This window comes from Streptococcus sp. 1643 (assembly GCF_006228325.1).
Taxonomy (GTDB): Bacteria; Bacillota; Bacilli; order Lactobacillales; family Streptococcaceae; genus Streptococcus.
On the sequence record NZ_CP040231.1, the window covers coordinates 631,004 to 655,712 of the forward strand.

General features: G+C 42.1%; 22 protein-coding genes, 2 tRNA genes and 1 other RNA gene. 20 read left to right on the plus strand and 5 right to left on the minus strand.

Annotation, left to right across the window (positions count from 1 at the left end):
- From FD735_RS03400 to FD735_RS03415, 4 genes are all read left to right on the plus strand, one after another.
- The gene (locus tag FD735_RS03400; protein ID WP_139658472.1) at positions 1-636 is read left to right on the plus strand and encodes an SGNH/GDSL hydrolase family protein; all 636 of its coding nucleotides are present in this window, start codon (positions 1-3) and stop codon (positions 634-636) included.
- A gap of 58 nt (positions 637-694) precedes the next feature.
- Positions 695-1,042, plus strand: a transfer-messenger RNA (tmRNA) gene (gene ssrA, locus FD735_RS03405).
- A 71-nt stretch (positions 1,043-1,113) separates the two neighbouring features.
- Positions 1,114-1,201 (plus strand) — tRNA-Ser (locus FD735_RS03410).
- A 79-nt stretch (positions 1,202-1,280) separates the two neighbouring features.
- Positions 1,281-2,240, plus strand: a complete 960-nt coding sequence (locus FD735_RS03415) for a hypothetical protein (protein WP_139658473.1) — start codon at positions 1,281-1,283, stop codon at positions 2,238-2,240.
- A 185-nt stretch (positions 2,241-2,425) separates the two neighbouring features.
- Here the strand turns inward: FD735_RS03415 and FD735_RS03420 are convergent.
- A tRNA-Ser gene (locus FD735_RS03420) sits at positions 2,426-2,513 on the minus strand.
- Positions 2,514-2,674: 161 nt separating this feature from the next.
- Here FD735_RS03420 and FD735_RS03425 point away from each other — a divergent pair.
- The 4 genes from FD735_RS03425 (at position 2,675) to FD735_RS03440 (ending at position 8,665) form a co-directional block, all read left to right on the plus strand.
- Entirely contained in the window at positions 2,675-3,415 is a 741-nt protein-coding gene (locus FD735_RS03425) for a DeoR/GlpR family DNA-binding transcription regulator (protein ID WP_125397928.1), read from the plus strand.
- The gene (pfkB, locus tag FD735_RS03430; protein ID WP_139658474.1) at positions 3,412-4,323 is read left to right on the plus strand and encodes a 1-phosphofructokinase; all 912 of its coding nucleotides are present in this window, start codon (positions 3,412-3,414) and stop codon (positions 4,321-4,323) included. Before FD735_RS03425 ends, pfkB begins: the two co-directional genes overlap by 4 nt.
- Positions 4,320-6,272: a fructose-specific PTS transporter subunit EIIC gene (locus FD735_RS03435; protein ID WP_139658475.1), complete on the plus strand. Its 1,953-nt coding sequence runs from the start codon at positions 4,320-4,322 to the stop codon at positions 6,270-6,272. Before pfkB ends, FD735_RS03435 begins: the two co-directional genes overlap by 4 nt.
- 86 nt (positions 6,273-6,358) lie before the next feature.
- Positions 6,359-8,665: a DNA translocase FtsK gene (locus tag FD735_RS03440; RefSeq protein ID WP_139658476.1), complete on the plus strand. Its 2,307-nt coding sequence runs from the start codon at positions 6,359-6,361 to the stop codon at positions 8,663-8,665.
- A 44-nt stretch (positions 8,666-8,709) separates the two neighbouring features.
- Here FD735_RS03440 and FD735_RS03445 read toward each other — a convergent pair whose 3' ends face one another.
- Positions 8,710-9,138 carry a DUF6556 family protein gene (locus tag FD735_RS03445; RefSeq protein ID WP_125397933.1) on the minus strand — a complete coding sequence of 143 codons (429 nt, stop codon included), beginning with the start codon at positions 9,136-9,138 and terminating at the stop codon, positions 8,710-8,712.
- A 137-nt stretch (positions 9,139-9,275) separates the two neighbouring features.
- On the opposite strand from FD735_RS03445, the gene FD735_RS03450 reads away from it, so the two are divergent.
- The 9 genes from FD735_RS03450 to FD735_RS03490 all read left to right on the plus strand — a co-directional run bounded on the left by FD735_RS03450 (position 9,276) and on the right by FD735_RS03490 (position 18,251).
- Positions 9,276-10,418 (plus strand): cysteine desulfurase family protein, encoded by a 1,143-nt coding sequence (locus FD735_RS03450; protein WP_139658477.1) that lies wholly within the window; start codon positions 9,276-9,278, stop codon positions 10,416-10,418.
- 8 nt (positions 10,419-10,426) lie between these two features.
- Complete coding sequence (gene thiI, locus FD735_RS03455; protein WP_139658478.1) at positions 10,427-11,641, plus strand: tRNA uracil 4-sulfurtransferase ThiI; 1,215 nt, start codon at positions 10,427-10,429, stop codon at positions 11,639-11,641.
- A 136-nt stretch (positions 11,642-11,777) separates the two neighbouring features.
- A complete protein-coding gene (locus FD735_RS03460; RefSeq protein WP_001016817.1) occupies positions 11,778-12,602 on the plus strand; it encodes an alpha/beta hydrolase in 825 nt (274 codons plus the stop codon).
- Between the two features lie 20 nt (positions 12,603-12,622).
- On the plus strand, positions 12,623-13,363 hold the full coding sequence (locus FD735_RS03465) for an esterase family protein (protein ID WP_042902431.1): 741 nt from the start codon (positions 12,623-12,625) through the stop codon (positions 13,361-13,363).
- A gap of 12 nt (positions 13,364-13,375) precedes the next feature.
- Complete coding sequence (locus FD735_RS03470; RefSeq protein WP_139658479.1) at positions 13,376-14,542, plus strand: acetyl-CoA carboxylase biotin carboxylase subunit family protein; 1,167 nt, start codon at positions 13,376-13,378, stop codon at positions 14,540-14,542.
- 157 nt (positions 14,543-14,699) lie between these two features.
- Positions 14,700-15,569 carry an aquaglyceroporin Gla gene (gene gla / locus FD735_RS03475; protein ID WP_049477633.1) on the plus strand — a complete coding sequence of 290 codons (870 nt, stop codon included), beginning with the start codon at positions 14,700-14,702 and terminating at the stop codon, positions 15,567-15,569.
- 110 nt (positions 15,570-15,679) lie between these two features.
- Positions 15,680-16,405, plus strand: a complete 726-nt coding sequence (locus FD735_RS03480; protein WP_139658480.1) for a CppA N-terminal domain-containing protein — start codon at positions 15,680-15,682, stop codon at positions 16,403-16,405.
- Positions 16,402-17,337 carry a serine hydrolase domain-containing protein gene (locus tag FD735_RS03485; protein WP_139658481.1) on the plus strand — a complete coding sequence of 312 codons (936 nt, stop codon included), beginning with the start codon at positions 16,402-16,404 and terminating at the stop codon, positions 17,335-17,337. Before FD735_RS03480 ends, FD735_RS03485 begins: the two co-directional genes overlap by 4 nt.
- A gap of 8 nt (positions 17,338-17,345) precedes the next feature.
- A complete protein-coding gene (locus FD735_RS03490) occupies positions 17,346-18,251 on the plus strand; it encodes a DMT family transporter (RefSeq protein WP_139658483.1) in 906 nt (301 codons plus the stop codon).
- Between the two features lie 44 nt (positions 18,252-18,295).
- On the opposite strand, the gene FD735_RS03495 is transcribed toward FD735_RS03490, so the two are convergent.
- Positions 18,296-19,579: a uracil-xanthine permease family protein gene (locus FD735_RS03495; RefSeq protein WP_049506041.1), complete on the minus strand. Its 1,284-nt coding sequence runs from the start codon at positions 19,577-19,579 to the stop codon at positions 18,296-18,298.
- A gap of 290 nt (positions 19,580-19,869) precedes the next feature.
- Positions 19,870-20,583 carry a 16S rRNA (guanine(527)-N(7))-methyltransferase RsmG gene (gene rsmG, locus FD735_RS03500; protein ID WP_139658484.1) on the minus strand — a complete coding sequence of 238 codons (714 nt, stop codon included), beginning with the start codon at positions 20,581-20,583 and terminating at the stop codon, positions 19,870-19,872.
- A gap of 93 nt (positions 20,584-20,676) precedes the next feature.
- Between rsmG and FD735_RS03505 the strand changes: the two genes are divergently transcribed.
- The 3 genes from FD735_RS03505 to FD735_RS03515 all read left to right on the plus strand — a co-directional run bounded on the left by FD735_RS03505 (position 20,677) and on the right by FD735_RS03515 (position 22,845).
- Positions 20,677-21,237 carry a LemA family protein gene (locus FD735_RS03505; RefSeq protein ID WP_000219840.1) on the plus strand — a complete coding sequence of 187 codons (561 nt, stop codon included), beginning with the start codon at positions 20,677-20,679 and terminating at the stop codon, positions 21,235-21,237.
- 1 nt (position 21,238) lies between these two features.
- Complete coding sequence (gene htpX, locus FD735_RS03510) at positions 21,239-22,138, plus strand: zinc metalloprotease HtpX (protein ID WP_139658485.1); 900 nt, start codon at positions 21,239-21,241, stop codon at positions 22,136-22,138.
- A gap of 107 nt (positions 22,139-22,245) precedes the next feature.
- Positions 22,246-22,845, plus strand: a complete 600-nt coding sequence (locus FD735_RS03515) for a CPBP family intramembrane glutamic endopeptidase (RefSeq protein ID WP_255296294.1) — start codon at positions 22,246-22,248, stop codon at positions 22,843-22,845.
- A 190-nt stretch (positions 22,846-23,035) separates the two neighbouring features.
- Here FD735_RS03515 and FD735_RS03520 read toward each other — a convergent pair whose 3' ends face one another.
- Positions 23,036-24,595: an ATP-binding cassette domain-containing protein gene (locus FD735_RS03520; RefSeq protein ID WP_139658487.1), complete on the minus strand. Its 1,560-nt coding sequence runs from the start codon at positions 24,593-24,595 to the stop codon at positions 23,036-23,038.
- Between the last annotated feature and the right edge of the window lie 114 nt (positions 24,596-24,709).

Below are 24,709 nucleotides of genomic sequence, written 5' to 3' on the forward strand. Positions count from 1 at the left end.
GTGGCAGTACAGTTATTAGAAAATTGGCTTCTAAAAGAGCAAGCAAAGATTCAAACCAAGTATCGTGAACTCAATCAAATTTCTCTTTTAGAACCAGATATGATTTTTATCGGCGATTCGATTGTAGAATACTACCCTTTGCAAGAGTTACTCGGGACTGCCAAGACGATTGTTAATCGAGGCATCCGAGGTTACCAGACGAGATTGTTATTAGAGAATTTGGATGCCCATCTTTATGGTGATGCTGTCGATCAAATTGTTCTCCTAATTGGGACAAATGATATTGGAAAAGATATTCCCATGAATGAAGCCTTGGATAATCTTGAAGGTGTAATCCAATCGATTGCCCGAGATTATCCGCTGTCACAAATAAAGCTCCTTTCGATTCTACCAGTCAATGAAGGAGAAGAATACAAGCAGACAGTATATATTCGTACCAATGAAAAGATCAGAGAATGGAATCAAGCCTATGAGGCTCTAGCATCCGCTTATATGCAGGTAGATTTTGTACCGATTTATGATAGTTTGACAGATTCAAAAGGACAACTTCAATCATCCTATACAACGGACGGCCTCCATCTAAGTGTAGCCGGTTATCAAGCATTATCAGATGCTTTGAAAACGTATCTTTTCTAAAGAATTGGCTTGATTTTGCATTTTTTATTAAGATAGGTTATAATAGTTCTATAATCTTGGGGTCGTTACGGATTCGACAGGCATTATGAGGCATATTTTGCAACCCGTGTGGCGACGCAAACGCTCAGTTAAATATAACTGCAAAAAATAACACTTCTTACGCTCTAGCTGCCTAAAAACCAGCAGGCGTGACCTGATTTGGATTGCTCGTGTTCAATGACAGGTCTTATGATTAGCGAGATACGATCAAGCCTTGTCTAGTGGTTTGATAGGAGATTGATAGACTCGCAGTTCCTAGGCTTGAGTTATGTGTCGAGGGACTGTTAAAACAATACATAACCTATGGTTGTAGACAAATATGTTAGCAGGTGTTTGGACGTGGGTTCGACTCCCACCGGCTCCATTATGAACAGGTATACAGTAGATTTTTTCCAAATTGTATCCTTTGTTGTATCCTATTTATTCTAGTGTGTTAGTGGAGAATTACTCAAGAGGCTGAAGAGGACGGTTTGCTAAATCGTTAGGTCGGGTAACTGGCGCGGGGGTTCGAATCCCCCATTCTCCGTTAGATAAACCCAGTGTTTTTCTAAACAACTATCCTTGGAGGTGGTCTCCAAGAGTAATTTTTCATAAAGAGGTGAAACATGAAAAAGATCAAGTTACTAAGTATCTTAGCACTTTCAACAGTTGTCTTGGGTGCATGTTCTGTATTTTCTAATCAGTCATCTGAAGCTTCTTCTGATAACAAGGAGAATACGGAACAAGTTGAGAAGAAAGATGAAGCTGCAGAAGTTAAAGAAAAAGTTACAAAAGATGCTGAGATTCTCTTAGACTCAGTTCTTACTAGCGACTCTGCTCGATTTAAGAAAATTTATGGCGAAACCTATGAAAAATGGACTGAGGCCATTTTTGCAGTGCAAACAAGTGAAAAAATCAAAGAAGAAGGTCTTTCACCTGCATCTACCTATTCAGTACAATGGCACAAAGATTTCCCTGTAGAAACTCCAGAAGAAACCATTTCAGGTTTCTTGAAGATGAAACGCAAGTTATTCCAAGATATCGGCTCTTACACTGTTAAAGATGTAAAGGTTGATGAATCTGGCAATACTGCGACTGTTACTTTTAACTCTAAGAAGTTGCATTCTAAAGGGTTGACTTCATCAATTCGAGAAGTTCTAACAATTCTTATTGGTGGTATCGATAACCTAGGTAAGTACAACCAAGCTGGTTCAAACGTCGACATCAAGCGTTACCAAACATTGGTGACATATTGGATTTACGAACACCTCTTCAGAAAAGATTTTGCTACCTACAGTGATGTAGATGCTGAAGCTGCTCTTACACCTCTTACTACTGGAGATTTTGATACAGAAATCAAACTAACCAAGGATAAGGATGGAAACTGGCTGATTTCTCAAGAAGATTATCGTACTTTATCAACTGAGTTAATGGATACTACTGAGGGATATGATAAGATTGATCGTAAGAACTCTACAAAATCTAAGAGCAAATCAACAGACAAGTCTTCAGATAAATCTTCAAACAAATCCACTGATAAATCAACAGACAAATCTTCAGATAAAAAAGATAAAAGCAATATCTAATCACAAGATTTAGAAGAAAAACAAGTAGTCTTAATAAACTACTTGTTTTTTTATGAAATCAAAGTGATTCTAGGGTAGGGTACAAAAATGTGGCGTGGTTGTTAGAATAACTCAGCCTTTCATTTCTATATATTGTTCTTAGAACGATAAAAAACTGCATTGAGGTGCAGTTTTTCTTTTTTCTACGGAAGACATGGGATTCGAACCCACGCACGCTGTTACACGTCTACCGCGTTTCCAACACGGCCTCTTAAGCCTCTTGAGTAATCTTCCAATACTTACTCAAATAGTCTACCATAAAGCCACTTATCTTGCAATAAAAATTCTGGAAATAAGAAAAATGATAGAATTTGAAAGAAAATGATAAAAAGTGCTTGACTTTGGTAGAGAATGTGCTAGAATGAATAGTGTAAACGATAACAGGAGGTGATTTGGTGTTAAAAACTGAGCGGAAGCAACTGATTTTAGAGGAGTTAAATCAACATCATGTAGTTTCCCTAGAAAAATTGGTTAGTCTATTAGAAACATCAGAATCAACGGTACGAAGAGATTTGGATGAGTTGGAGGCGGAAAACAAGCTTCGCCGTGTGCATGGTGGAGCAGAACTACCTCACTCCTTGCAGGAAGAAGAAACCATCCAAGAAAAATCTGTCAAAAACCTTCAAGAGAAGAAGCTACTGGCTCAAAAAGCAGCCTCTCTTATTAAGGAAAAAGATGTCATCTTTATCGATGCTGGAACGACAACTGCTTTTTTAATCAAGGAATTGGTTAATAAGAATATCACAGTTGTGACCAACTCCATTCACCATGCGGTTCAGTTGGTTGAAAAACAGATTCCAACTGTCATGGTTGGAGGAAGTGTCAAAATGGCAACAGATGCATGTATCGGTGGTGTTGCTCTTAACCAAATCAATCAATTGCACTTTGACCGTGCCTTTATTGGGATGAATGGTATCGACGATGGTTATTATACGACTCCAGATATGGAGGAGGGAGCTGTAAAACGTGCTATTTTGGAGAATGCCAAACAAACCTATGTCTTGGTTGATTCGTCAAAGATTGGTCAAACTTGCTTTGCCAAGGTAGCACCGCTTAAACGCGCTATTGTCATCACAAGTCAAGGGCATGAGCTCTTGCAGGCTATTAAGAAGAAAACGGAGGTAATAGAAGTATGATTTATACAGTCACACTTAATCCATCCATAGACTATATCGTGCGCTTGGACCAAGTTCAAGTCGGCAGTGTCAATCGTATGGACAGTGATGATAAGTTTGCTGGTGGGAAAGGAATCAATGTCAGTCGTGTCTTGAAACGCTTGGATATTCCTAATACTGCGACTGGATTTATCGGAGGCTTTACTGGTAAATTTATCACAGATACTTTGGCAGAAGAGGAAATCGAAACGCGTTTTGTCCAAGTAGCAGAAGATACGCGCATCAATGTTAAAATCAAAGCAGACCAAGAAACAGAAATCAACGGAACGGGTCCAACCGTCGAACCGGCTCAGCTAGAAGAATTGAAAGCTATCTTATCTAGTTTAACAGCAGAAGATACAGTGGTGTTTGCAGGTTCAAGTGCTAAGAATCTAGGTAATGTTATCTACAAAGATTTGATTGCCTTGACACGCCAGACTGGTGCGCAAGTGGTTTGTGACTTTGAAGGACAGACCTTGATTGATAGTTTGGACTACCAGCCACTTTTGGTTAAACCAAACAATCACGAACTTGGAGCTATCTTTGGAGTGAAACTCGAAAGTTTAGATGAAATCGAGAACTATGCTCGTCAGTTACTGGCCAAAGGAGCTCAAAACGTCATTATCTCCATGGCTGGGGACGGTGCACTTCTTGTCACATCTGAGGGAGCTTACTTCGCTAAACCAATCAAGGGAACAGTCAAAAATTCAGTCGGGGCTGGTGACTCTATGGTTGCTGGGTTTACAGGTGAATTTGTCAAATCTAAAGACGCAGTAGAGGCCTTCAAATGGGGAGTAGCTTGTGGAACAGCAACTACCTTCTCGGATGACTTGGCAACAGCGGAATTTATTAAAGAAACATATGAAAAAGTTGAGGTAGAAAAACGATGAAAATTCAAGACCTATTGAGAAAAGATGTCATGTTGCTGGATTTGCAAGCAACTGAAAAAACAGCTGTCATCGAAGAGATGATTAAAAGTTTGGTAGATCACGGTTACGTGACGGATTTTGAAACCTTTAAAGAAGGGATCTTAACGCGTGAAGCTCTCACTTCCACTGGTTTAGGTGACGGAATTGCTATGCCTCATAGCAAGAACTCTGCTGTCAAAGAAGCAACGGTTCTCTTTGCTAAGTCAAACAAGGGTGTTGACTATGAAAGCTTGGATGGGCAACCAACAGACCTCTTCTTCATGATTGCAGCTCCAGAAGGTGCTAATGATACTCACTTGGCTGCCTTGGCAGAATTGTCTCAATACTTGATGAAAGACGGTTTTGCTGACAAACTTCGCCAAGTAACATCAGCTGATCAAGTTATTGAACTTTTTGACCAAGCTTCAGAAAAAGCTGAGGAGCCTGTTCAAGCACCTGCCAATGAATCTGGCGACTTTATCGTAGCTGTTACAGCTTGTACGACAGGTATTGCCCACACATACATGGCCCAAGAAGCTCTTCAAAAAGTAGCTGCCGAAATGGGTGTTGGGATCAAGGTTGAAACAAACGGAGCTAGCGGTGTTGGGAACCAATTGACTGCAGAGGACATCCGCAAGGCTAAAGCTGTTATCATCGCAGCAGACAAGGCTGTTGAGATGGACCGCTTTGATGGAAAACCTTTGGTTAACCGTCCAGTTGCAGACGGTATCCGTAAGACTGAAGAATTGATCAACTTGGCTCTTTCAGGAGATGCTGAAGTTTATCGTGCTGCTAATGGAGCAAAAGCTGCAACGGCATCTAATGAAAAACAAAGTATCGGTGGTGCCTTCTACAAACACTTGATGAGTGGTGTATCCCAAATGTTGCCATTCGTTATTGGTGGTGGTATCATGATTGCCCTTGCCTTCTTAATCGACGGAGCTTTTGGTGTGCCACAAGATAGTCTTGGCAATCTCGGATCCTACCATGAGCTAGCTTCTATGTTCATGAAAATCGGTGGTGCAGCCTTTGGCTTGATGCTTCCAGTCTTTGCAGGTTATGTGGCCTACTCTATTGCTGAAAAACCAGGTTTGGTAGCTGGCTTTGTGGCTGGTGCTATTGCCAAAGAAGGTTTTGCCTTTGGTAAAATTCCTTATGCCGCAGGTGGTGAAGCAACTTCAACTCTTGCAGGTGTCTCTTCTGGTTTCCTAGGTGCCCTTGTTGGTGGATTTATCGCAGGTGCCTTGGTTCTTGCTATCAAGAAATACGTAAAAGTTCCTCGTTCACTTGAAGGGGCTAAGTCAATCCTTCTCTTGCCACTTCTTGGAACAATCTTGACTGGATTTGTTATGTTAGCTGTCAACATCCCAATGGCAGAAATCAACACTGCTATGAATAACTTCCTAGGCGGTCTTGGGGGAGGTTCAGCTGTCCTTCTTGGTATCGTTCTTGGGGGCATGATGGCTGTTGATATGGGTGGACCAGTCAACAAAGCGGCTTATGTCTTTGGTACAGGTACGCTTGCAGCGACTGTTTCCTCAGGTGGTTCTGTAGCCATGGCAGCAGTTATGGCTGGAGGAATGGTTCCACCACTTGCCATCTTTGTCGCAACCCTTCTTTTCAAAGATAAATTTACCAAAGAAGAACGTAACTCTGGTTTGACAAACATCATCATGGGCTTGTCATTTATCACTGAGGGAGCAATTCCATTTGGTGCTGCTGACCCAGCTCGTGCGATTCCAAGCTTCATTCTTGGCTCAGCAGTAGCAGGTGGTCTCGTTGGTCTTGCTGGAATCAAACTCATGGCGCCACACGGAGGAATCTTCGTCATCGCCCTTACTTCAAATGCCCTTCTCTACCTTGCATTTGTCTTGGTTGGCGCAATTGTAAGTGGTGTGGTTTATGGTTACCTACGCAAACCACAAGCATAAAATGGATTAGAATAGAAAGATTGTTACCATTTGGTGCAATCTTTTTCTCTATTCGAAATGGCTGTGAAATATGGTATAATAAAAGAATGGCAAACAAGAATACTACAAAAACAAGACGGAGACCGTCTAAAGCAGAGCTCGAAAGAAAACAGGCTATCCAGAGGATGTTGATTTCCTTAGGAATCGCCTTGTTATTGATTATTGCAGCCCTCAAACTCGGTGCAGCAGGTGTCACTCTTTACAATCTCATTCGACTGGTTGTCGGAAGTTTGGCCTATGTGGCCATTGGTGGCCTCCTCATCTATCTTTTTCTTTTTAAATGGATCCGCAAGCAAGAGGGACTTCTGTCAGGATTTCTCTGTATCTTCGCTGGATTGCTTTTGATTTTTGAGGCCTACTTGGTATGGAAATATGGCTTGGAGCAATCAGTTCTAAAAGGGACCCTGTCTCAAGTTATGACGGACCTGACTGGTATGCGGGTGACTAGCTTCGCTGGTGGAGGCCTGCTTGGTGTTGGACTTTATATCCCCATAGCCTTTCTTTTCTCCAATATCGGGTCGTACTTTATTGGAGTTCTCTTGATTCTAGTTGGGGCACTCTTAGTTAGTCCTTGGTCTATTTATGATGTTGCAGCCTTTATTGGAGCTCAGTTCAGATCCTTCATGGAAAAACAGGAACAGAGAAAACAGGAACGCTTCATCAAGAGAGAAGAAGAGAAGGCTCGTCAAGAAGCTGAAGAAGCCGCCAGAATTCAGAGAGAACAAGAAGAACAGGATGCATTACCGCTTCCTCCTGTAGATCCTGAAACGGGAGAAATCTTATCAGAGGTACCAGACTACGATTTCCACCCAATTCCTGAGGAAGAATGGATCGAACCGGAGATTATCCTCCCTCAAACTGATTTTGACGTTCCAGATATGGAAGAAGACTTTGAGGATGAAGAGGTGCAGGTTGATTTTTCTGCCAAGGAAGCCCTTGAATACAAGCTACCAAGCTTGCAACTCTTTGCGCCAGATAAACCCAAAGATCAGTCCAAGGAAAAGAAGATTGTTCGAGAAAATATCAAAATCCTAGAAGAAACCTTTGCTAGCTTTGGTATCAAGGTGACGGTGGAACGGGCTGAAATAGGACCATCAGTTACCAAGTATGAAGTCAAGCCAGCAGTCGGTGTACGGGTTAACCGCATTTCCAATCTGGCAGACGACTTAGCGCTAGCTCTAGCAGCTAAGGATGTTCGGATTGAGGCTCCGATCCCTGGTAAATCCTTAGTCGGAATTGAAGTACCCAACTCTGAGATTGCGACCGTTTCCTTCCGTGAACTCTGGGAACAGTCTCAAACTAAACCAGAAAATCTCCTCGAAATTCCTCTGGGTAAGGCTGTCAATGGAACTGCTCGCACCTTTGACCTTTCCAAGATGCCCCACCTACTCGTTGCAGGTTCGACGGGATCAGGGAAGTCAGTCGCAGTTAACGGTATTATCGCGAGCATTCTTATGAAAGCAAGACCCGACCAGGTCAAGTTTATGATGGTGGATCCAAAGATGGTTGAGTTATCGGTGTACAATGACATTCCTCACCTCTTGATTCCAGTTGTAACCAATCCACGCAAGGCCAGCAAGGCTCTCCAAAAGGTGGTGGATGAGATGGAAAACCGTTATGAACTCTTTGCTAAGGTTGGAGTACGAAATATCGCTGGTTACAATGCCAAGGTCGAGGAATTTAATAGCCAATCTGAGTACAAACAAATACCCCTACCTTTGATTGTTGTCATTGTGGATGAGTTGGCTGACCTTATGATGGTGGCTAGCAAGGAAGTGGAAGATGCTATCATTCGTCTCGGACAGAAGGCGCGTGCTGCAGGGATTCACATGATTCTCGCAACACAGCGTCCATCAGTCGATGTCATCTCTGGTCTTATCAAGGCCAATGTCCCATCTCGTGTGGCTTTTGCAGTTTCATCGGGAACAGATTCACGAACCATCTTGGATGAGAATGGCGCTGAAAAACTGCTTGGTCGAGGAGACATGCTCTTTAAACCAATTGATGAAAATCATCCAGTCCGTCTGCAAGGATCCTTTATCTCTGATGATGATGTTGAACGCATCGTAAACTTCATCAAGGCGCAGGCTGATGCGGATTATGATGATAGCTTTGATCCAGGAGACGTCCCAGATAATGAAGGAGATTTCTCTGACGGTGAAGCTGGTGGCGATCCGCTCTTTGAAGAAGCCAAGGCTCTGGTTATCGAGACGCAGAAAGCCAGTGCCTCCATGATTCAGCGCCGTTTGTCGGTTGGATTTAACCGTGCGACCCGCCTGATGGAAGAACTCGAAATGGCAGGTGTTATCGGTCCAGCTGAGGGAACCAAACCACGAAAAGTATTGCAACAATAAAAAAATAGCTTCTTTCCAAATTTGGAAAGAAGCTATTTTGGTGATTACTGGTTCGTTTTAGTTTCAGAACTCGTCGTATTTGACTGTGTTCCATTATCACTTGTTTCTTTATTTGTAGCTGGTGTAGAAGAGTCCTGAGTTGTTGTTTTCTGTTCTTCTTTTTTCTCCTCTTTTTTATTGGATTGAGAAGTTTCTTCTTGCGTGGTATTTTCTTTAGTAGAAGTGTTGTCCTTGTTAGGTGTAGTATTTTCCTGAGGGGATTCCTTTTGAATTTCCTTGACAACAGTTGTTTGGGTTGTCGTCGGTTCTTTTTTGTTGTTTTTGTTATTATCCATGGCGTTCATGATGGTGATAGTAGCGGTGATGAGACCAAGGATACTACCGATGGTAGCAATCGTTTTTTGAAAGACAGTAAATCCTTTTTTAATGTGTTCAGTTTTTGATTTATTAGAAGTTCTACGATAATTAGACATGATACTCTCCTTTGATTATGATTTATTATACCTCATTTCTTTAAAAAAATCTTAAAAAAAGAGAAACTTCCCTTTCTTGTCGCAGGTCTCTTTTCGTGATACAATAGAAGGAGTGATTTTAGAAAGCGTGAGAAAACATGATCTACTTTGATAATTCGGCGACAACCAAGCCTTATCCTGAAGCACTAGAGACCTATATGCAGGTCGCTTCAAAAATTGTAGGAAATCCATCTAGTCTCCATCGTTTGGGCGACCAAGCAACACGAATTTTAGATGCTTCCCGGCAGCAAATTGCAGATTTGATTGGCAAGAAAAGTGATGAAATCTTCTTTACCTCTGGTGGAACAGAAGGGGATAACTGGGTCATCAAGGGTGTGGCCTTTGAAAAAGCCCAGTTTGGCAAGCACATCATCGTGTCAGCTATTGAACATCCAGCAGTCAAGGAATCAGCCCTTTGGCTGAAAAGTCAAGGTTTTGAGATAGATTTTACTCCAGTTGATGAGAAAGGATTTGTGGATGTTGAAGCGTTAGCAGATTTGATACGTCCTGATACGACTCTCGTCTCCATTATGGCAGTTAACAACGAAATCGGCTCTATCCAGCCCATTGAGGCTATTTCGAAACTGTTAGAAGATAAGCCGACTATTTCCTTCCACGTTGATGCAGTTCAGGCACTTGCTAAGATTCCGACTGAAAAATACCTGACGGATCGGGTGGATTTTGCAACCTTTTCGAGCCATAAGTTTCATGGTGTGCGAGGAGTTGGCTTTGTCTATATCAAGTCTGGTAAGAAGATTACGCCTTTGTTGACTGGTGGTGGTCAGGAGCGAGACTATCGTTCGACAACTGAAAATGTAGCAGGGATTGCAGCGACAGCCAAAGCTCTTCGTTTGGTTATGGAAAAGTTAGATCTCTTTACTAGCAAGACAGGACAGATGAAGGCAGTCATTCGCCAAGCCCTTCTGGACTATCCAGACATTTTCGTCTTTTCGGATGAGGAAGACTTTGCCCCTCATATCCTGACTTTTGGGATTAAGGGGGTTCGTGGAGAAGTCATCGTTCATGCCTTTGAAGATTATGATATTTTCATTTCCACAACCTCTGCTTGTTCGTCCAAGGCAGGAAAACCCGCAGGGACCTTGATTGCCATGGGAGTGGACAAGGATAAGGCCCAGTCAGCTGTTCGCCTAAGCCTAGACTTGGAAAATGATATGAGTCAAGTCGAGCAGTTTTTGACCAAGTTAAAATTAATTTACAATCAAACTAGAAAAGTAAGATAGGAGCATTTATGCAGTATTCAGAAATTATGATTCGATACGGAGAATTGTCAACCAAACACAAAAATCGTATGCGTTTCATTAATAAACTTCGTAATAATATTTCAGACGTTTTGTCTATCTATCCTCAAGTTAAGGTAACCGCAGATCGCGACCGTGCCCACGCTTACCTCAATGGAGCAGATTACACAGCAGTTGCAGAATCGCTCAAACAAGTCTTTGGAATTCAAAATTTTTCTCCTGTGTATAAGATTGAAAAGTCAGTGGACGTTCTGAAGTCTGCTGTCCAAGAGATTATGAAGGAAATCTATAAGGAAGGGATGACCTTTAAAATCACTAGTAAGCGTAGCGACCACAACTTTGAACTCGACAGTCGTGAACTGAATCAAACTCTTGGTGGAGCTGTTTTCGAGGCTATTCCAAACGTGCAAGCTCAGATGAAAAATCCAGATATTAATCTTCAGGTTGAGATTCGTGAAGAGGCTGCCTATCTTTCCTATGAAACTTTTCGTGGAGCAGGAGGATTACCTGTGGGAAGTTCTGGTAAAGGTATGCTCATGTTGTCAGGAGGAATTGACTCACCTGTAGCTGGTTATCTAGCTCTTAAACGAGGGGTAGATATTGAGGCGGTTCACTTTGCTAGCCCGCCATACACAAGTCCTGGTGCCCTCAAGAAAGCCCACGATTTGACTCGGAAATTGACCAAGTTTGGGGGCAATATCCAGTTTATCGAGGTGCCTTTTACAGAGATTCAAGAGGAAATCAAGGCTAAAGCGCCAGAAGCCTACCTCATGACCTTGACCCGTCGTTTTATGATGCGGATTACCGACCGTATTCGTGAGATACGAAATGGTTTAATTATCATCAATGGAGAAAGTCTTGGTCAAGTAGCCAGCCAGACCTTGGAAAGCATGCAGACTATCAACGCTGTGACCAGCACACCAGTCATTCGTCCCGTGGTTACCATGGACAAGTTGGAAATCATTGACATCGCGCAGGAAATCGATACCTTTGAAATTTCAATCCAGCCTTTTGAAGACTGCTGTACTATTTTTGCGCCTGACCGTCCTAAGACCAATCCTAAGATAGAGAATGCAGAGCAGTATGAAAAACGCATGGATGTTGAAGGATTGGTTGAGCGAGCAGTGGCAGGGATTATGATCACTAAGATCACACCTCAAGCTGAAAAAGATGCTGTCGATGAGTTAATTGATAATCTCCTCTAATCAGAAAAACCAGAAGAATTTAGAATATTAAATGAAAAAAGTTAGTTATTTATCCTTAAAATGGACATTTACTGACTTTTTTTCTATTTTTATGGTATAATGAGATAAAATTTTGAATATAGAGAGTTTTCTGACAATGAATCATTCCTACTTTTACTTAAAAATGAAAGAACATAAACTCAAGGTTCCTTATACAGGAAAAGAGCGTCGTGTGCGTGTGCTTCTGCCTAAGGACTACGAGAAAGACACCGACCGTTTTTACCCAGTTGTTTACTTTCATGATGGGCAAAATGTCTTTTACAGTAAGGAGTCTTATATTGGACACTCTTGGAAGATTATTCCAGCTATTAAACGAAATCCTGACATCAGTCGCATGATTGTCGTTGCTATAGATAATGACGGCATGGGGCGGATGAATGAGTATGCGGCTTGGAAGTTTCAAGAATCTCCTATCCCAGGCCAGCAGTTTGGCGGTAAGGGTGTGGAGTATGCCGAGTTTGTCATGGAGGTGGTCAAGCCTTTTATCGATGAGACCTACCGTACTAAAGCTGATCGGCAGCATACGGCTATGATTGGCTCTTCACTAGGAGGCAATATTACCCAGTTTATCGGACTAGAGTACCAAGACCGAATTGGTTGTCTAGGTGTCTTCTCATCTGCTAACTGGCTTCACCAAGAAGCCTTTAACCGCTATATCGAGCGTAAGAAATTGTCGCCTGAACAGCGCATTTTCATCTATGTAGGAACAGAAGAAGCAGACGATACGGACAAGACCTTGATGGCTGGCAATATCAAGCAAGCCTATATCGACTCGTCGCTTCGTTATTACCGTGATTTGATTGCAGGTGGAGTACACTTGGATAATCTTGTCTTGAAAGTTCAGTCTGGTGCTATCCATAGTGAAATACCTTGGTCGGAAAATTTACCAGACTGTCTCCGATTTTTTGCAGAGAAATGGTAAGTTAAGAAAGGAGAAAGCCAATGCATATTGAAAACCTCAGCCACTGGAGTGGTCACCTCAACCGTGAAATGTACCTTAACCGTTATGGACACGCTGGGATTCCAGTTGTTGTTTTTGCTTCATCTGGTGGTAGTCACAACGAATACTATGATTTTGGCATGATTGACGCCTGTGCTTCCTTTATCGAGGAAGGGCGAGTGCAGTTCTTTACTCTCTCCAGTGTTGACAGTGAGAGCTGGCTGGCTACTTGGAAAAATGGTCATGACCAGGCGGAGATGCACCGCGCCTACGAACGCTATGTGATTGAGGAGGCCATTCCTTTTATCAAGCACAAGACAGGTTGGTTTGATGGCATGATGACGACAGGTTGCTCGATGGGGGCCTATCATGCACTCAATTTCTTTCTTCAGCATCCAGATGTCTTTACCAAGGTGATTGCCCTCAGTGGTGTTTACGACGCACGTTTCTTCGTTGGCGATTACTACAATGACGATGCAATTTACCAAAACTCACCTGTAGATTATATCTGGAATCAAAACGACGGATGGTTTATCGATCGTTACCGTCAGGCGGAGATTGTCGTCTGTACGGGTCTCGGTGCTTGGGAACAAGATGGTCTGCCATCCTTCTACAAGCTTAAAGAAGCCTTTGACCAGAAACAAATTCCAGCCTGGTTTGCTGAATGGGGACACGATGTCGCTCACGACTGGGAATGGTGGCGTAAACAAATGCCCTATTTTCTTGGACACCTGTATCTATAAAAGGAGTTGCCTATGAATTACCTTGTTATTTCTCCCTACTATCCGCAAAACTTCCAACAGTTTACAATCGAGCTAGCCAATAAAGGCATTACAGTCTTGGGGATTGGTCAAGAACCTTACGAACAACTAGATGAACCTTTGCGCAATAGCCTGACCGAGTATTTCCGTGTGGACAATCTTGAGAACATAGACGAAGTCAAGCGTGCTGTTGCCTTTCTGTTCTACAAGCATGGACCAATCGACCGCATCGAGTCCCACAATGAATACTGGCTTGAGCTGGATGCAGCACTTCGTGAGCAATTCAATGTTTTTGGTGCCAAACCAGAGGATCTCAAAAAGACCAAGTTTAAGTCTGAGATGAAGAAACTTTTCAAAAAAGCAGGTGTCCCTGTGGTACCTGGAGCTGTTATCCATACGGAAGCAGATGTGGATAAAGCAGTGAACGAAATCGGTCTACCAATGATTGCCAAACCTGACAATGGAGTGGGAGCGGCAGCAACCTTTAAGCTTGAGACAGAAGACGATGTAAATCACTTTAAGGCTGAATGGGACCATTCAACCGTGTATTTCTTTGAGAAATTTGTCACTTCTAGCGAAATCTGTACTTTTGACGGACTTGTGGACAAGGATGGCAACATCGTCTTTTCAACGACTTTCGATTATGCCCATACACCACTTGATCTGATGATTTATAAGATGGACAATTCCTACTATGTGCTCAAGGATATGGATCCCAAACTGCGTAAGTATGGCGAGGCCATTGTCAAGGAATTTGGTATGAAAGAGCGCTTTTTCCATATCGAGTTTTTCCGTGACGGGGACGACTACATTGCCATTGAGTACAATAACCGTCCTGCAGGTGGCTTTACCATTGATGTGTATAACTTCGCTCACTCCTTGGATCTCTACCGAGGTTATGCGGCGATTGTTGCAGGTGAAGAGTTCCCAGCATCAGAGTTTGAACCACAATACTGTTTAGCTACATCACGTCGTGCCAATGCAAATTATGTCTATTCAGAAGAGAACCTTCTTGCTAAGTACAGCCAGCAATTCAAGGTCAAAAAAATCATGCCAGCAGCCTTTGCAGAGCTACAAGGGGACTACCTTTATATGTTGACCACTCCGAGTCGCCAAGAGATGGAGCAGATGATTGCAGATTTTGGTCAACGTCAAGAATAACGATTAGGACAAAAGGAGTTTGACTTCTTTTGTCCTTTTCTTAAAGATAAGTTAAATAAAGCGTTTTCCATAGATTCTTTTAGAAAAGATATTGCTAAAAGGCCTAAAAATTGATAGAATAAGGATTGTCTAAAAAAATTTAAGGAGAATCTATCAAATGGATTTTACATGGGCTATTAAATATGCCACAGAATTCTTGGGAACTGCTATTTTGATCATTCTTGGTAATGGTGCAGTTGCTAACGTTGAACTTAAAGGTACGAAAGGTCACCAAAGTGGCTGGCTCGTTATCGCGGTTGGTTACGGTATGGGGGTTATGATCCCAGCCTTGATGTTTGGTAACGTATCTGGTAACCACATCAACCCAGCTTTCACTCTTGGACTTGCTGTTAGTGGTCTTTTCTCTTGGGATCAAGTTCCATTTTACATCCTAGCACAAGTTTTGGGAGCAATCTTCGGTCAAGCTTTGGTTGTAGCGACTCACCGTCCTTACTACTTGAAGACAGAGAACCCTAACAATATCTTGGGTACCTTCTCAACAATTTCAAGCATTGACCACGGTACAAAAGAATCACGTTTTGCAGCTACTGTTAACGGCTTCCTCAATGAGTTTGTAGGTTCATTTGTTCTTTTCTTTGCAGCACTTGGTTTGACTAAAAACTTCTTTGGTGCAGAGGTTCTTCAATACATGAAACAAATGGCTACTCAAGCTGGACAAACTGTTGATTTAAGTGAATTGGCAGTGAAAGCTCAAGTAGCTCCACATACAGCTGCTGGGATCTCAGTTGCGCACTTGGCACTTGGTTTCCTAGTAATGGCCTTGGTAACTTCACTTGGTGGACCTACTGGTCCTGGTTTGAACCCAGCTCGTGACTTTGGACCTCGTCTTCTTCACGAACTCCTTCCAAAATCAGTTCTTGGTCAACACAAGGGTGATTCAAAATGGTGGTATGCATGGGTTCCAGTTGTAGCTCCAATTGCAGCGGGTATTGCGGCAGTAGCACTATTCAAACTACTTTACCTATAAGAAATGAAACTGGGGAATCCCAGTTTTTTTCTTGTAAAATTTCTAAATAAAATAGATATGGCTTGTAAAATATTCGAAAATCCTTTAAAATAAAAGAGTTGGAGGAATATATGAATGTGAATGAGATTGTTCGGATCGTTCCGACTTTGAAAGTTAATAATCGAAAATTAAATGAAAAATTTTACATTGAAACCCTGGGGATGAAACCTTTGCTGGAAGAGTCTGCCTTTATTTCTCTAGGTGATCAGACAGCTACGGAGAGATTGATTTTAGAAGAGGCTCCAAGCATGCGAACACGCAAAGTTGAAGGACTTAAGAAGCTAGCTAGACTCTTGATAAAGGTTGAGAATCCTTCTGAAATTGAAGCTCTTCTTTCTCAGATGAAGTCTCTTCCTCGTCTATTTAAAGGAAACCGTGGGTATGCTTTTGAGATTGTTTCTCCTGAAGAGGATGTGATCCTTGTTCATGCAGAAGATGATATAAGAGATTTGGTTCCACTGGAAACTGTTCCTGAATTTTATTCAAATACAAGTATAAAATACGTGAGCCAATTTGAGGTTTCTACGGAGTTGCATTTGCCTGAGGGGACAGAGAGTTTACTTGATCCTGAAGGAGTAGCGCCAGCAATTACCTTTACTAAAGGGCAAGGGCCAGATTTGGCTGTTGAAAACAATGTCACTTGGGACCTGACGATGTTGAAATTTTTAGTAAGAAATTTTGATCTAACCAGTCTTCGTCAGAAATTTGAAAAGACAGGCTACTTTGTCCCTAAGTCTGAAAAATTCTTCCTTGGTAAAGATACCAATAACATTGAATTGTGGTTTGAAGAAGCATGAAGTTGGAAAAAATTCTAAGAAAAATAGAAAATCAAATCGAGGCAGGGATTTATCCCGGGGCCTCTTTTGCGTATTATAAGGATGGTGAATGGAAAGAGTCTTATCTAGGATTGAGTGATTCAGAACGAGACTTGAAGACAGAAAGCGGTTTGGTTTATGATCTAGCCAGTGTGAGTAAGGTCGTGGGAGTGGGGACGGTTTTTACCTTCTTGTGGCAGCAGGGCAAATTAGATATTGATCGACCGGTGACGGATTTTTTACCGGAGTGTGATTATCCTGATATCACTATACGGCAGCTTCTGACCCATGCTACAGATTTAGACCCCTTCATTCCCAACCGTGACAAGTTAAGTGCAGAGGAATTGAGAGAAGCCATGTTTCACCTCAACAGACGAAGTCAGCCTGCTTTTCTATACTCAGACGTTCACTTTTTACTCTTGGGCTTTCTTTTGGAAAAAATCTTTGACCAAGACTTGGATCAGATTATAGAAGAACAAGTTTTGAAACCATGGGGAATGATGGGAACCAAGTTCGGCCCCGTTGAGCAAGCTGTACCAACAGTGAGAGGAGTAGAGGCCGGAAACATTCATGATCCCAAAGCCCGTCTATTAGGGAAACACGCAGGAAGTGCTGGTTTGTTTTCGACTGTTAAGGATTTGCAGATCTTCCTGGAACATTACTTGAAAGATGATTTTGCTGCAGAATTGAGCCGAAATTTTTCTCCTTTAGATGATAAGGAGCGTTCCCTAGCCTGGAATCTGGAAGGAGCTTGGCTCGACCATACGGGATATACAGGTACCTTCATCATGTGGAATCGGGATAAGCAGGAGGCGGCTATCTTTTTATCCAATCGAACGTATGAGAAGGATGAGCGTGCCCAGTGGATAGTCGATCGAAACCAAGTCATGGAAATGATTCGTCAAGGGGAGTAGGGAGAAGCATGTCAAAAACCGTAAAAGGAACCCTGTATACAGTAGTGGCAGGGATTGCTTGGGGCTTGTCTGGAACCAGTGGTCAATACCTGATGGTACACGGGATTTCCGCTCTAGTCTTGACTAATTTGCGACTTATCATTGCAGGCTTGGCACTGGTGTTCTTATCCTATACGACTTCAAAGGATAAACTCTATGCTTTTTTAAAAGACAGAAAAAGTCTTTTATCTCTGCTGTTATTTGCCTTGTTCGGGCTTTTCTTAAACCAGTTCGCCTATCTTTCTGCCATTCAGGAAACCAATGCTGGGACGGCGACAGTTCTCCAGTATGTATGCCCAGTTGGGATCTTGGTTTATACTTGTATCAAGGACAAGGTGGCGCCTACTCTGGCTGAGATTATTTCAATTGGTTTAGCAATTGGAGGAACGTTTCTTATCGTGACACATGGGGAACTTGACCAGTTGTCTGTCACACCTGCTGGACTTTTCTGGGGCCTCTTTTCAGCCTTGACCTATGCTCTCTATATTATCCTTCCCATCGCTTTGATTAAGAAGTGGGGCAGTATTTTGGTGATTGGTGTCGGGATGGTTATTTCTGGTGTGGTGGCTCTTCCCTTCACAGGAGTCTTACAGGCCAGCATACCGACTAGCCTAGATTTTCTCTTTGCATTTGCTGGGATTATCATCATCGGAACGGTTTTTGCCTATACAGCTTTCCTAAAAGGAGCTAGTCTGATAGGCCCTGTTAAGTCTAGTTTATTGGCTTCCATAGAGCCAATTTCAGCCGTTTTCTTTGCCTTTTTAATTATGAAGGAGCAATTCTATGCGATTGATTTTGTCGGTATGGCCATGATTTTACTAGCCGTGACCATTATTTCATTGAAAGATTTACTGCTGGAGATAAAGAGTAAGTAATTAAAAAATCCACTCAATCGAGTGGATTTTGTGTGTATAGATTATTAGTCTTTATTTTCGTGTGGCAAAATCAAGTTCAAGATAATTCCTGTCATGGCTGATAGAGCAGTACCTGAAAGTGTAACTGGGCCAAGTTTGAGGATAGCTCCACCAAGTCCAAGTACTAACATGGCACTTGCGATGATGAGGTTACGCATTTGACTGAAGTCAACGCGCTCTTTAATCAAAACTTTTAGACCGTTGCTGGCGATAACTCCGTAGAGAAGGATGGACATGCCACCAAGCACAGCATTTGGAATGGTTGAAATCAAGGCAGTAAATTTACCAAGGAAGCTAAGAGCAATGGCGATGAAGGCCGCGTTACGGATAACAGAGACAGAAGCGATACGAGTCATCCCGATAACTCCTGTATTTTCTCCGTAGGTCGTATTGGCTGGTCCACCGAGGAAAGCAGATACAGATGTCGCAATACCGTCACCGAGAAGCGTACGGTGAAGTCCTGGTTCTTTTAGGAATTGACGGCCACAGATTTGGCTTAAAACTGTGTGGTCTCCGATGTGTTCTGAAATGGTTACAATAGCGATTGGCAAGATAGCGATTGTTTCAGGACCGAAGTACAAGTTGTACTCTTTAAAGGCTCCACCTGTACTAAATGGCAAGTAGAAACCAGGAATTTCAAACCAGTTGGCTTGAAGGACTGGGGTAAAGTCAACCAAACCAAGCATCATAGCGAAGATATACCCACCGATGATGGCAAAGAGGAAAGGAATGATACGAAGGAAACCTTTTCCTTTTGTATTGATAAAGGCGGCAATCAAGAATGTAACAACGGCTACAAGAGCGTTTTTCCAGTTTCCGTCTGCTACAAGTCCAGCATTCGTTACAGCAGAACCAGCAAGACCAAGACCGATAACGATGATCATAGGTCCGATAATGATTGGTGGCAAGAGTTTATCAATCCATTTCGTACCTGCAAAACGAACACTTGCTGCTACAAGGACGTAGACAAAACCAGTCAGGATAACTCCAGTTTGGGCAGCAGAGACATCGCCTCCCATTTCTTTCATGGCTAGAGACATAGCTGTGATAAAGGCGAATGAAGAACCTAGATAAACTGGAACCTTAAAGCCAGTAGAAATCATGTAGATAAGTGTTCCAATACCGGAAGCGAAGAGAGCAACCGATACGGGCATTCCCAAAATTAAGGGAACGAGAATGGTTGCACCAAACATGGCAAACACGTGCTGGAAGCTTAGAAGAATGCCTTTACCAGCAGAAGGACGTTGATCAACGTCTAGTAACAAGTCAACAGTTGATTCCTGTTTCATAAAAACCTCACTTTTGGGCACCAAAAAAGAGCCCATTATTTTGCAGCAATAGGCCCTCAGAGTAAGACTTTTTAAAAAATAGCTATCTTTTAAAAATTTATATAAATCTGCGCCTTCGTCACCTCACAGGATGACATTAAAAACCTTTGCTTAGGATAGTATAGCAGAAAAAATTCGTTTTGTAAACGAATTTTTCCCGAGCCCAGAAATGTGAGAGCGAGGTTTGATTTTGTAAATCATTTTTTCCCGAGCCCGGAAATGCGAGAGCGAGGTATGATTTTGTAAATTGTTTAAAGTGGGCGTTTGTTGGGCATGCCAGCCTTTCTTGGGTACTTGTTAGGCGTCTCCTTTTTCTTTTCGACCACAGTGATGTAGCGCGGATCTCCATTTGGCAGGGCATAGCTGAGGTTGTCCTCTACCTTACTAAAGAGGAGGTTGAGGGCATTCTTAGCTTCTAGCAATTCCTCAGGAGCATTGCTGGCCTTGAGTGCCAATAGTTTTCCGCCGACTTTAAGATAGGGAATGGTCAGCTCAGACAAGACCTGCATACGGGCAACCGCGCGAGCCGTCACCACATCAAACTGGGCACGGAAGTTCTTGTCTTGGGCAAAGTCTTCTGCACGTCCATGGTAGAAGTGAACACCATCCAAATCCAACTCCTGAGCCAAAAGCTGAAGGAAGTTGATGCGCTTATTGAGCGAATCAATGATGGTCACATCTAACTGAGGATAGAGGATTTTCATGGGTAGACTAGGAAATCCTGCCCCAGCTCCGATATCAAGAAGTTTAATATTCTCATTTTGGATCAAGCCTTGTAGGATGGGTGCAATCGAATCATAAAAGTGTTTAAGGTAGACTTCTTCTTTGTCTGTAATAGCTGTCAGGTTAATCTTCTCATTCCACTCGACCAAGAGTTCAAAATAGCGTTCAAATTGGTTCTTTTGCTGGTCAGAAAGTGGAAGATTTTGCTCAGCTAGTAGACTGTAAAATGTTTCTGGTTTCATAGTAGTTTCCTTCTCTAGTATCATCTTATTTTACCATATTCATTAAAAATTTGATATACTGGTAGTAATCTAAAAGAAGAAAGGAATAAGATTATGACTTGGATTATTCTTGGAGTTTTGGCTCTGATTGTTATTTTTGTGATTGTTAGCTATAACGGTTTGGTGAAAAATCGTATGCAGACCAAGGAGGCTTGGAGCCAGATCGATGTTCAGTTGAAGCGTCGTAATGATCTCCTCCCAAACTTGATTGAAACAGTCAAAGGCTATGCGAAATATGAAGGTTCTACCTTGGAAAAGGTGACAGAACTTCGTAGGCAAGTAGCCGCAGCAACGTCTCCAGCTGAAGCTATGAAGGCCAGTGATGCCCTTACCCGCCAGATTTCTGGTATCTTTGCAGTAGCAGAGAATTACCCAGACTTGAAAGCTAGTGCTAACTTTATCAAATTGCAAGAAGAGTTGACCAATACAGAAAATAAAATTTCATACTCCCGCCAACTCTACAACAGTGTTGTCAGCAACTACAATGTAAAACTAGAAAGTTTCCCAAGCAATGTCATCGCAGGACTATTTGGCTTTAAAGCTGCAGACTTCCTTCAAACACCTGAAGAGGAAAAGGCAGTTCCTAAAGTTGACTTTAGCGGTTTAGGTGACTAAGATGTTGTTTGATCAAATTGCGAGTAATAAACGAAAAACTTGGATTTTATTGCTGGTTTTCTTCCTACTCTTGACCTTGGTTGGTTATGCGGTTGGTTATCTCTTCATGCGCTCAGGTCTTGGGGGGATGATAATTGCCTTGATTATTGGTCTTATCTACGCTCTGACCATGATCTTTCAATCAACAGAGATTGTCATGTCTATGAATGGGGCGCGTGAGGTTGATGAGCAAACAGCACCAGACCTCTACCATGTAGTGGAAGATATGGCCATGGTCGCTCAGATTCCCATGCCACGTGTTTTCATCATTGAGGATTCTTCTTTAAATGCCTTTGCAACAGGTTCGAATCCGCAGAATGCAGCAGTCGCAGCAACGTCGGGTCTTCTGGCTATCATGAATCGTGAGGAGCTAGAAGCGGTCATGGGTCATGAAGTCAGTCATATCCGAAACTACGATATCCGTATTTCGACCATTGCTGTTGCCCTTGCCAGTGCCATTACCCTTCTGTCTAGTATGGCTGGTCGGATGATGTGGTGGGGTGGCGCAGGCCGCAGACGGAGTGATAATGATCGTGATGGAAATGGTCTAGAGATTATCATGCTTGTTATCTCTCTCTTAGCCATTGTTCTAGCACCTCTCGCAGCAACCTTGGTACAACTAGCTATCTCTCGCCAGCGGGAATTTCTAGCGGACGCATCCAGTGTGGAGCTGACTCGTAATCCTCAAGGGATGATCAATGCCTTGCGTAAGTTGGAGAATAGCGATCCGATGCATCACCATGTTGACGATGCCAGTAGCGCTCTTTATATCAATGATCCGAAGAAAGGTGGGGGACTTCAAAAACTCTTTTATACCCACCCACCTATCTCAGAACGAATCGAACGCTTGAAACACATGTAAAAAAATCCAGAGATCGTCTCTGGATTTTTGCTTTTAGTGTTTCGCTTTTAACTTGTTATCTCACCAAAAAATAGTATAATATATGTAATTCAATATAATTGAGGTGAATGATGTATAAGCGCTGGATGACGTTTTTCTTGATTTTGATTTTTATGCCGATTCATTTGAGTATAGCAGAGAAAATCATGCGAATAAATTCATTACCGCTATCAATCCTTTTTACACTTGTTGAACTTGCATTATTTTTATATGTAGGAAAAAAGTATGACTTGTTTCACATTCGGAAAATCTACCTAAAAGATATTTTAAAATGTTTTCTTTCATACGCCTTGCTTTTCCTGTTTTATATTATGGTCAATTTTTTAGGCCCTACCCAATCAGACACAACTCAAACTGTGCAAAGTTTATCACTTTCATGGTCTGTACTTTTTGTGGATCTCTGTGTTTTGGCACCTGTCACGGAAGAAATCTTTATGCGAGGTATGTTACAGGGGCTAGTATTTAAGAATACCTATTTTGGATTGTTTGCCACATCGCTTCTTTTTGCTTATCTTCATGGTCCCTATACTATTCCTAGCTTTATCAGCTATTTAGGTATGGGATTTGCATTTGGGGTAAGGTACAAGACTTCTGACAACCTATGGAATTCCATTCTTTTGCATGTCCTCAATAATCTGGTTGCATTTTGCTTTTTGTATATGAGATAATGATGCATTAGAATGCTTTGAGCTGTAAAATAGTAAAAAATGATTTCTAGCTTATATAATTTAAACAAAAGTCAGAGCATAATCTGTCACGTAAAAGACGCCAGAAGCGCTCTTTATATCAATGATCCCAAGAAAGACGTGTGTAAACAAAATCCAGAGATCGTCTCTGGATTTTTGCTATGTTCAACATTTATAAATCTTGTAAATCAACAACTTCCAAACCACGATCTGTCAAACGATAGATACTCGTACAGACCTCTTTTAAGAAGCGTCTGTCATGCGAAACAGTGATCAGACCGCCAGGATAAGAGGCAAATAGTTTTCTGATTTCAGGTTGAGAAGTGGGAGAAAAATTACGTGTAGGCTCATCCAGAAGGAGAAAGTTTGGTTTGCGCAACACTAAATCCAAAAGTAGGAGTTTACCTTGTTGACCGCCAGATAGGGAGCGGATTTGATGGTGCATCTCTGGATAGTTGAAATTGAGACTGGCTAGGTGAGATTGGATTTTCTGTAGTTCCTCTTTTTCCCCAGTTTGGCTGAGATAGGCTACTGGAGATAAATCCAATTGCAGTTTTTTATGGTAATCTTGTGGCATAAAACCAAGCGATATTTCTCTTTTAGCGCTGAGCAGTTGTTGCAATTTGGTTAACAGTGTTGATTTTCCAACACCATTTGGCCCGATGATACCGATTTTATCTTGGCCACGAACAGTTAGTTGTAACTCCTGAGCTAAAATGCGCTTGCCAATGGATAAATTTTCTTTTTCCAGTTGGATTAAGACTTTAGAAGATGGTAATGGTTGGATGTCTGAGAAGAAAAGTTGGATTTGTTCCTCTTCAAGTGGCATTTGGGTCATGGACTGAGCTTCCTTTTCAAAGCGTTTTTCTTGAGAGAGAGCAGTTTTCATCTTTTTAGCCAATAGGCGACCGGCAGTACTGTCTTTGGTAGCTCGAAGTGCAGTTTCCACATTTTGCTTGACGCGGCGATGTTTTTCCATGGTTTTGTCATAGGCTCTCTGGTCGTTAGCAGCTTGCTGGCTTTGTCTTGCAAAATTAGCCTTTCTCTGCTCACTATAGCGATCATAGTCTAAATGCTCGACTAGCGTTTCCGCTTCTTTCCGATGCTTGACCAGTCGCAAGTGGACAATAGTATCAGCCGTTTGAGAAAGAAAGTCTTCATCATGGGAAATGAAAATAACAGTTTGCCTAATCTTTCGAATCTGACCTTTTAGCCAATCAACCGTCTCAAGGTCTAGGTCATTTGAAGGTTCATCCAAAAATAGAATCTCAAAGGGTTTGGCTAACTCGTGGATGAGCTGAATTTTCAAAGATTCGCCCCCCGAGAGGCTACCAATTTCTTGGTCGCTAGCAAAACGGTCGCTATCAAAGTGCAACTCCTCCGCCAAACGATAAAGAATGCTGTAGTCTAAATCAGCAGAATCCAAAAAGAAGTAGTCGTGTAGAGTCCTATTTTTCAGGATTTCAGGGAGTTTTTGAGGAATGTAGGCCAGTGATTGAAGATCAGACTGGATGTCGCCCTTGATAGTAAAATCAGGTAATGCTTCCCCCATTAAAGCTCGTAGTAAAGTCGATTTACCATTTCCTTCTTCACCAATAATAGCAACCTTTTCCCCGTCTTGGATAGTCGTGGTTAGGTCAGATACAAGATCTCGTAGATCTTTGTTTTGCGTGATGGTTAGATGATTGATTTTTATCATATTCTTGCCCTTTCTAGAATGTCGATATTGCATAACAAAAAGCTCTACTTTATCTAGTAGAGCCCAAAGTCACTGTCAAAAACTCTATTATCCTCGTTGAAAAACTCGTCAAACTAGCTTGGAGCTGCCTAACCCAACTCAAGAGGA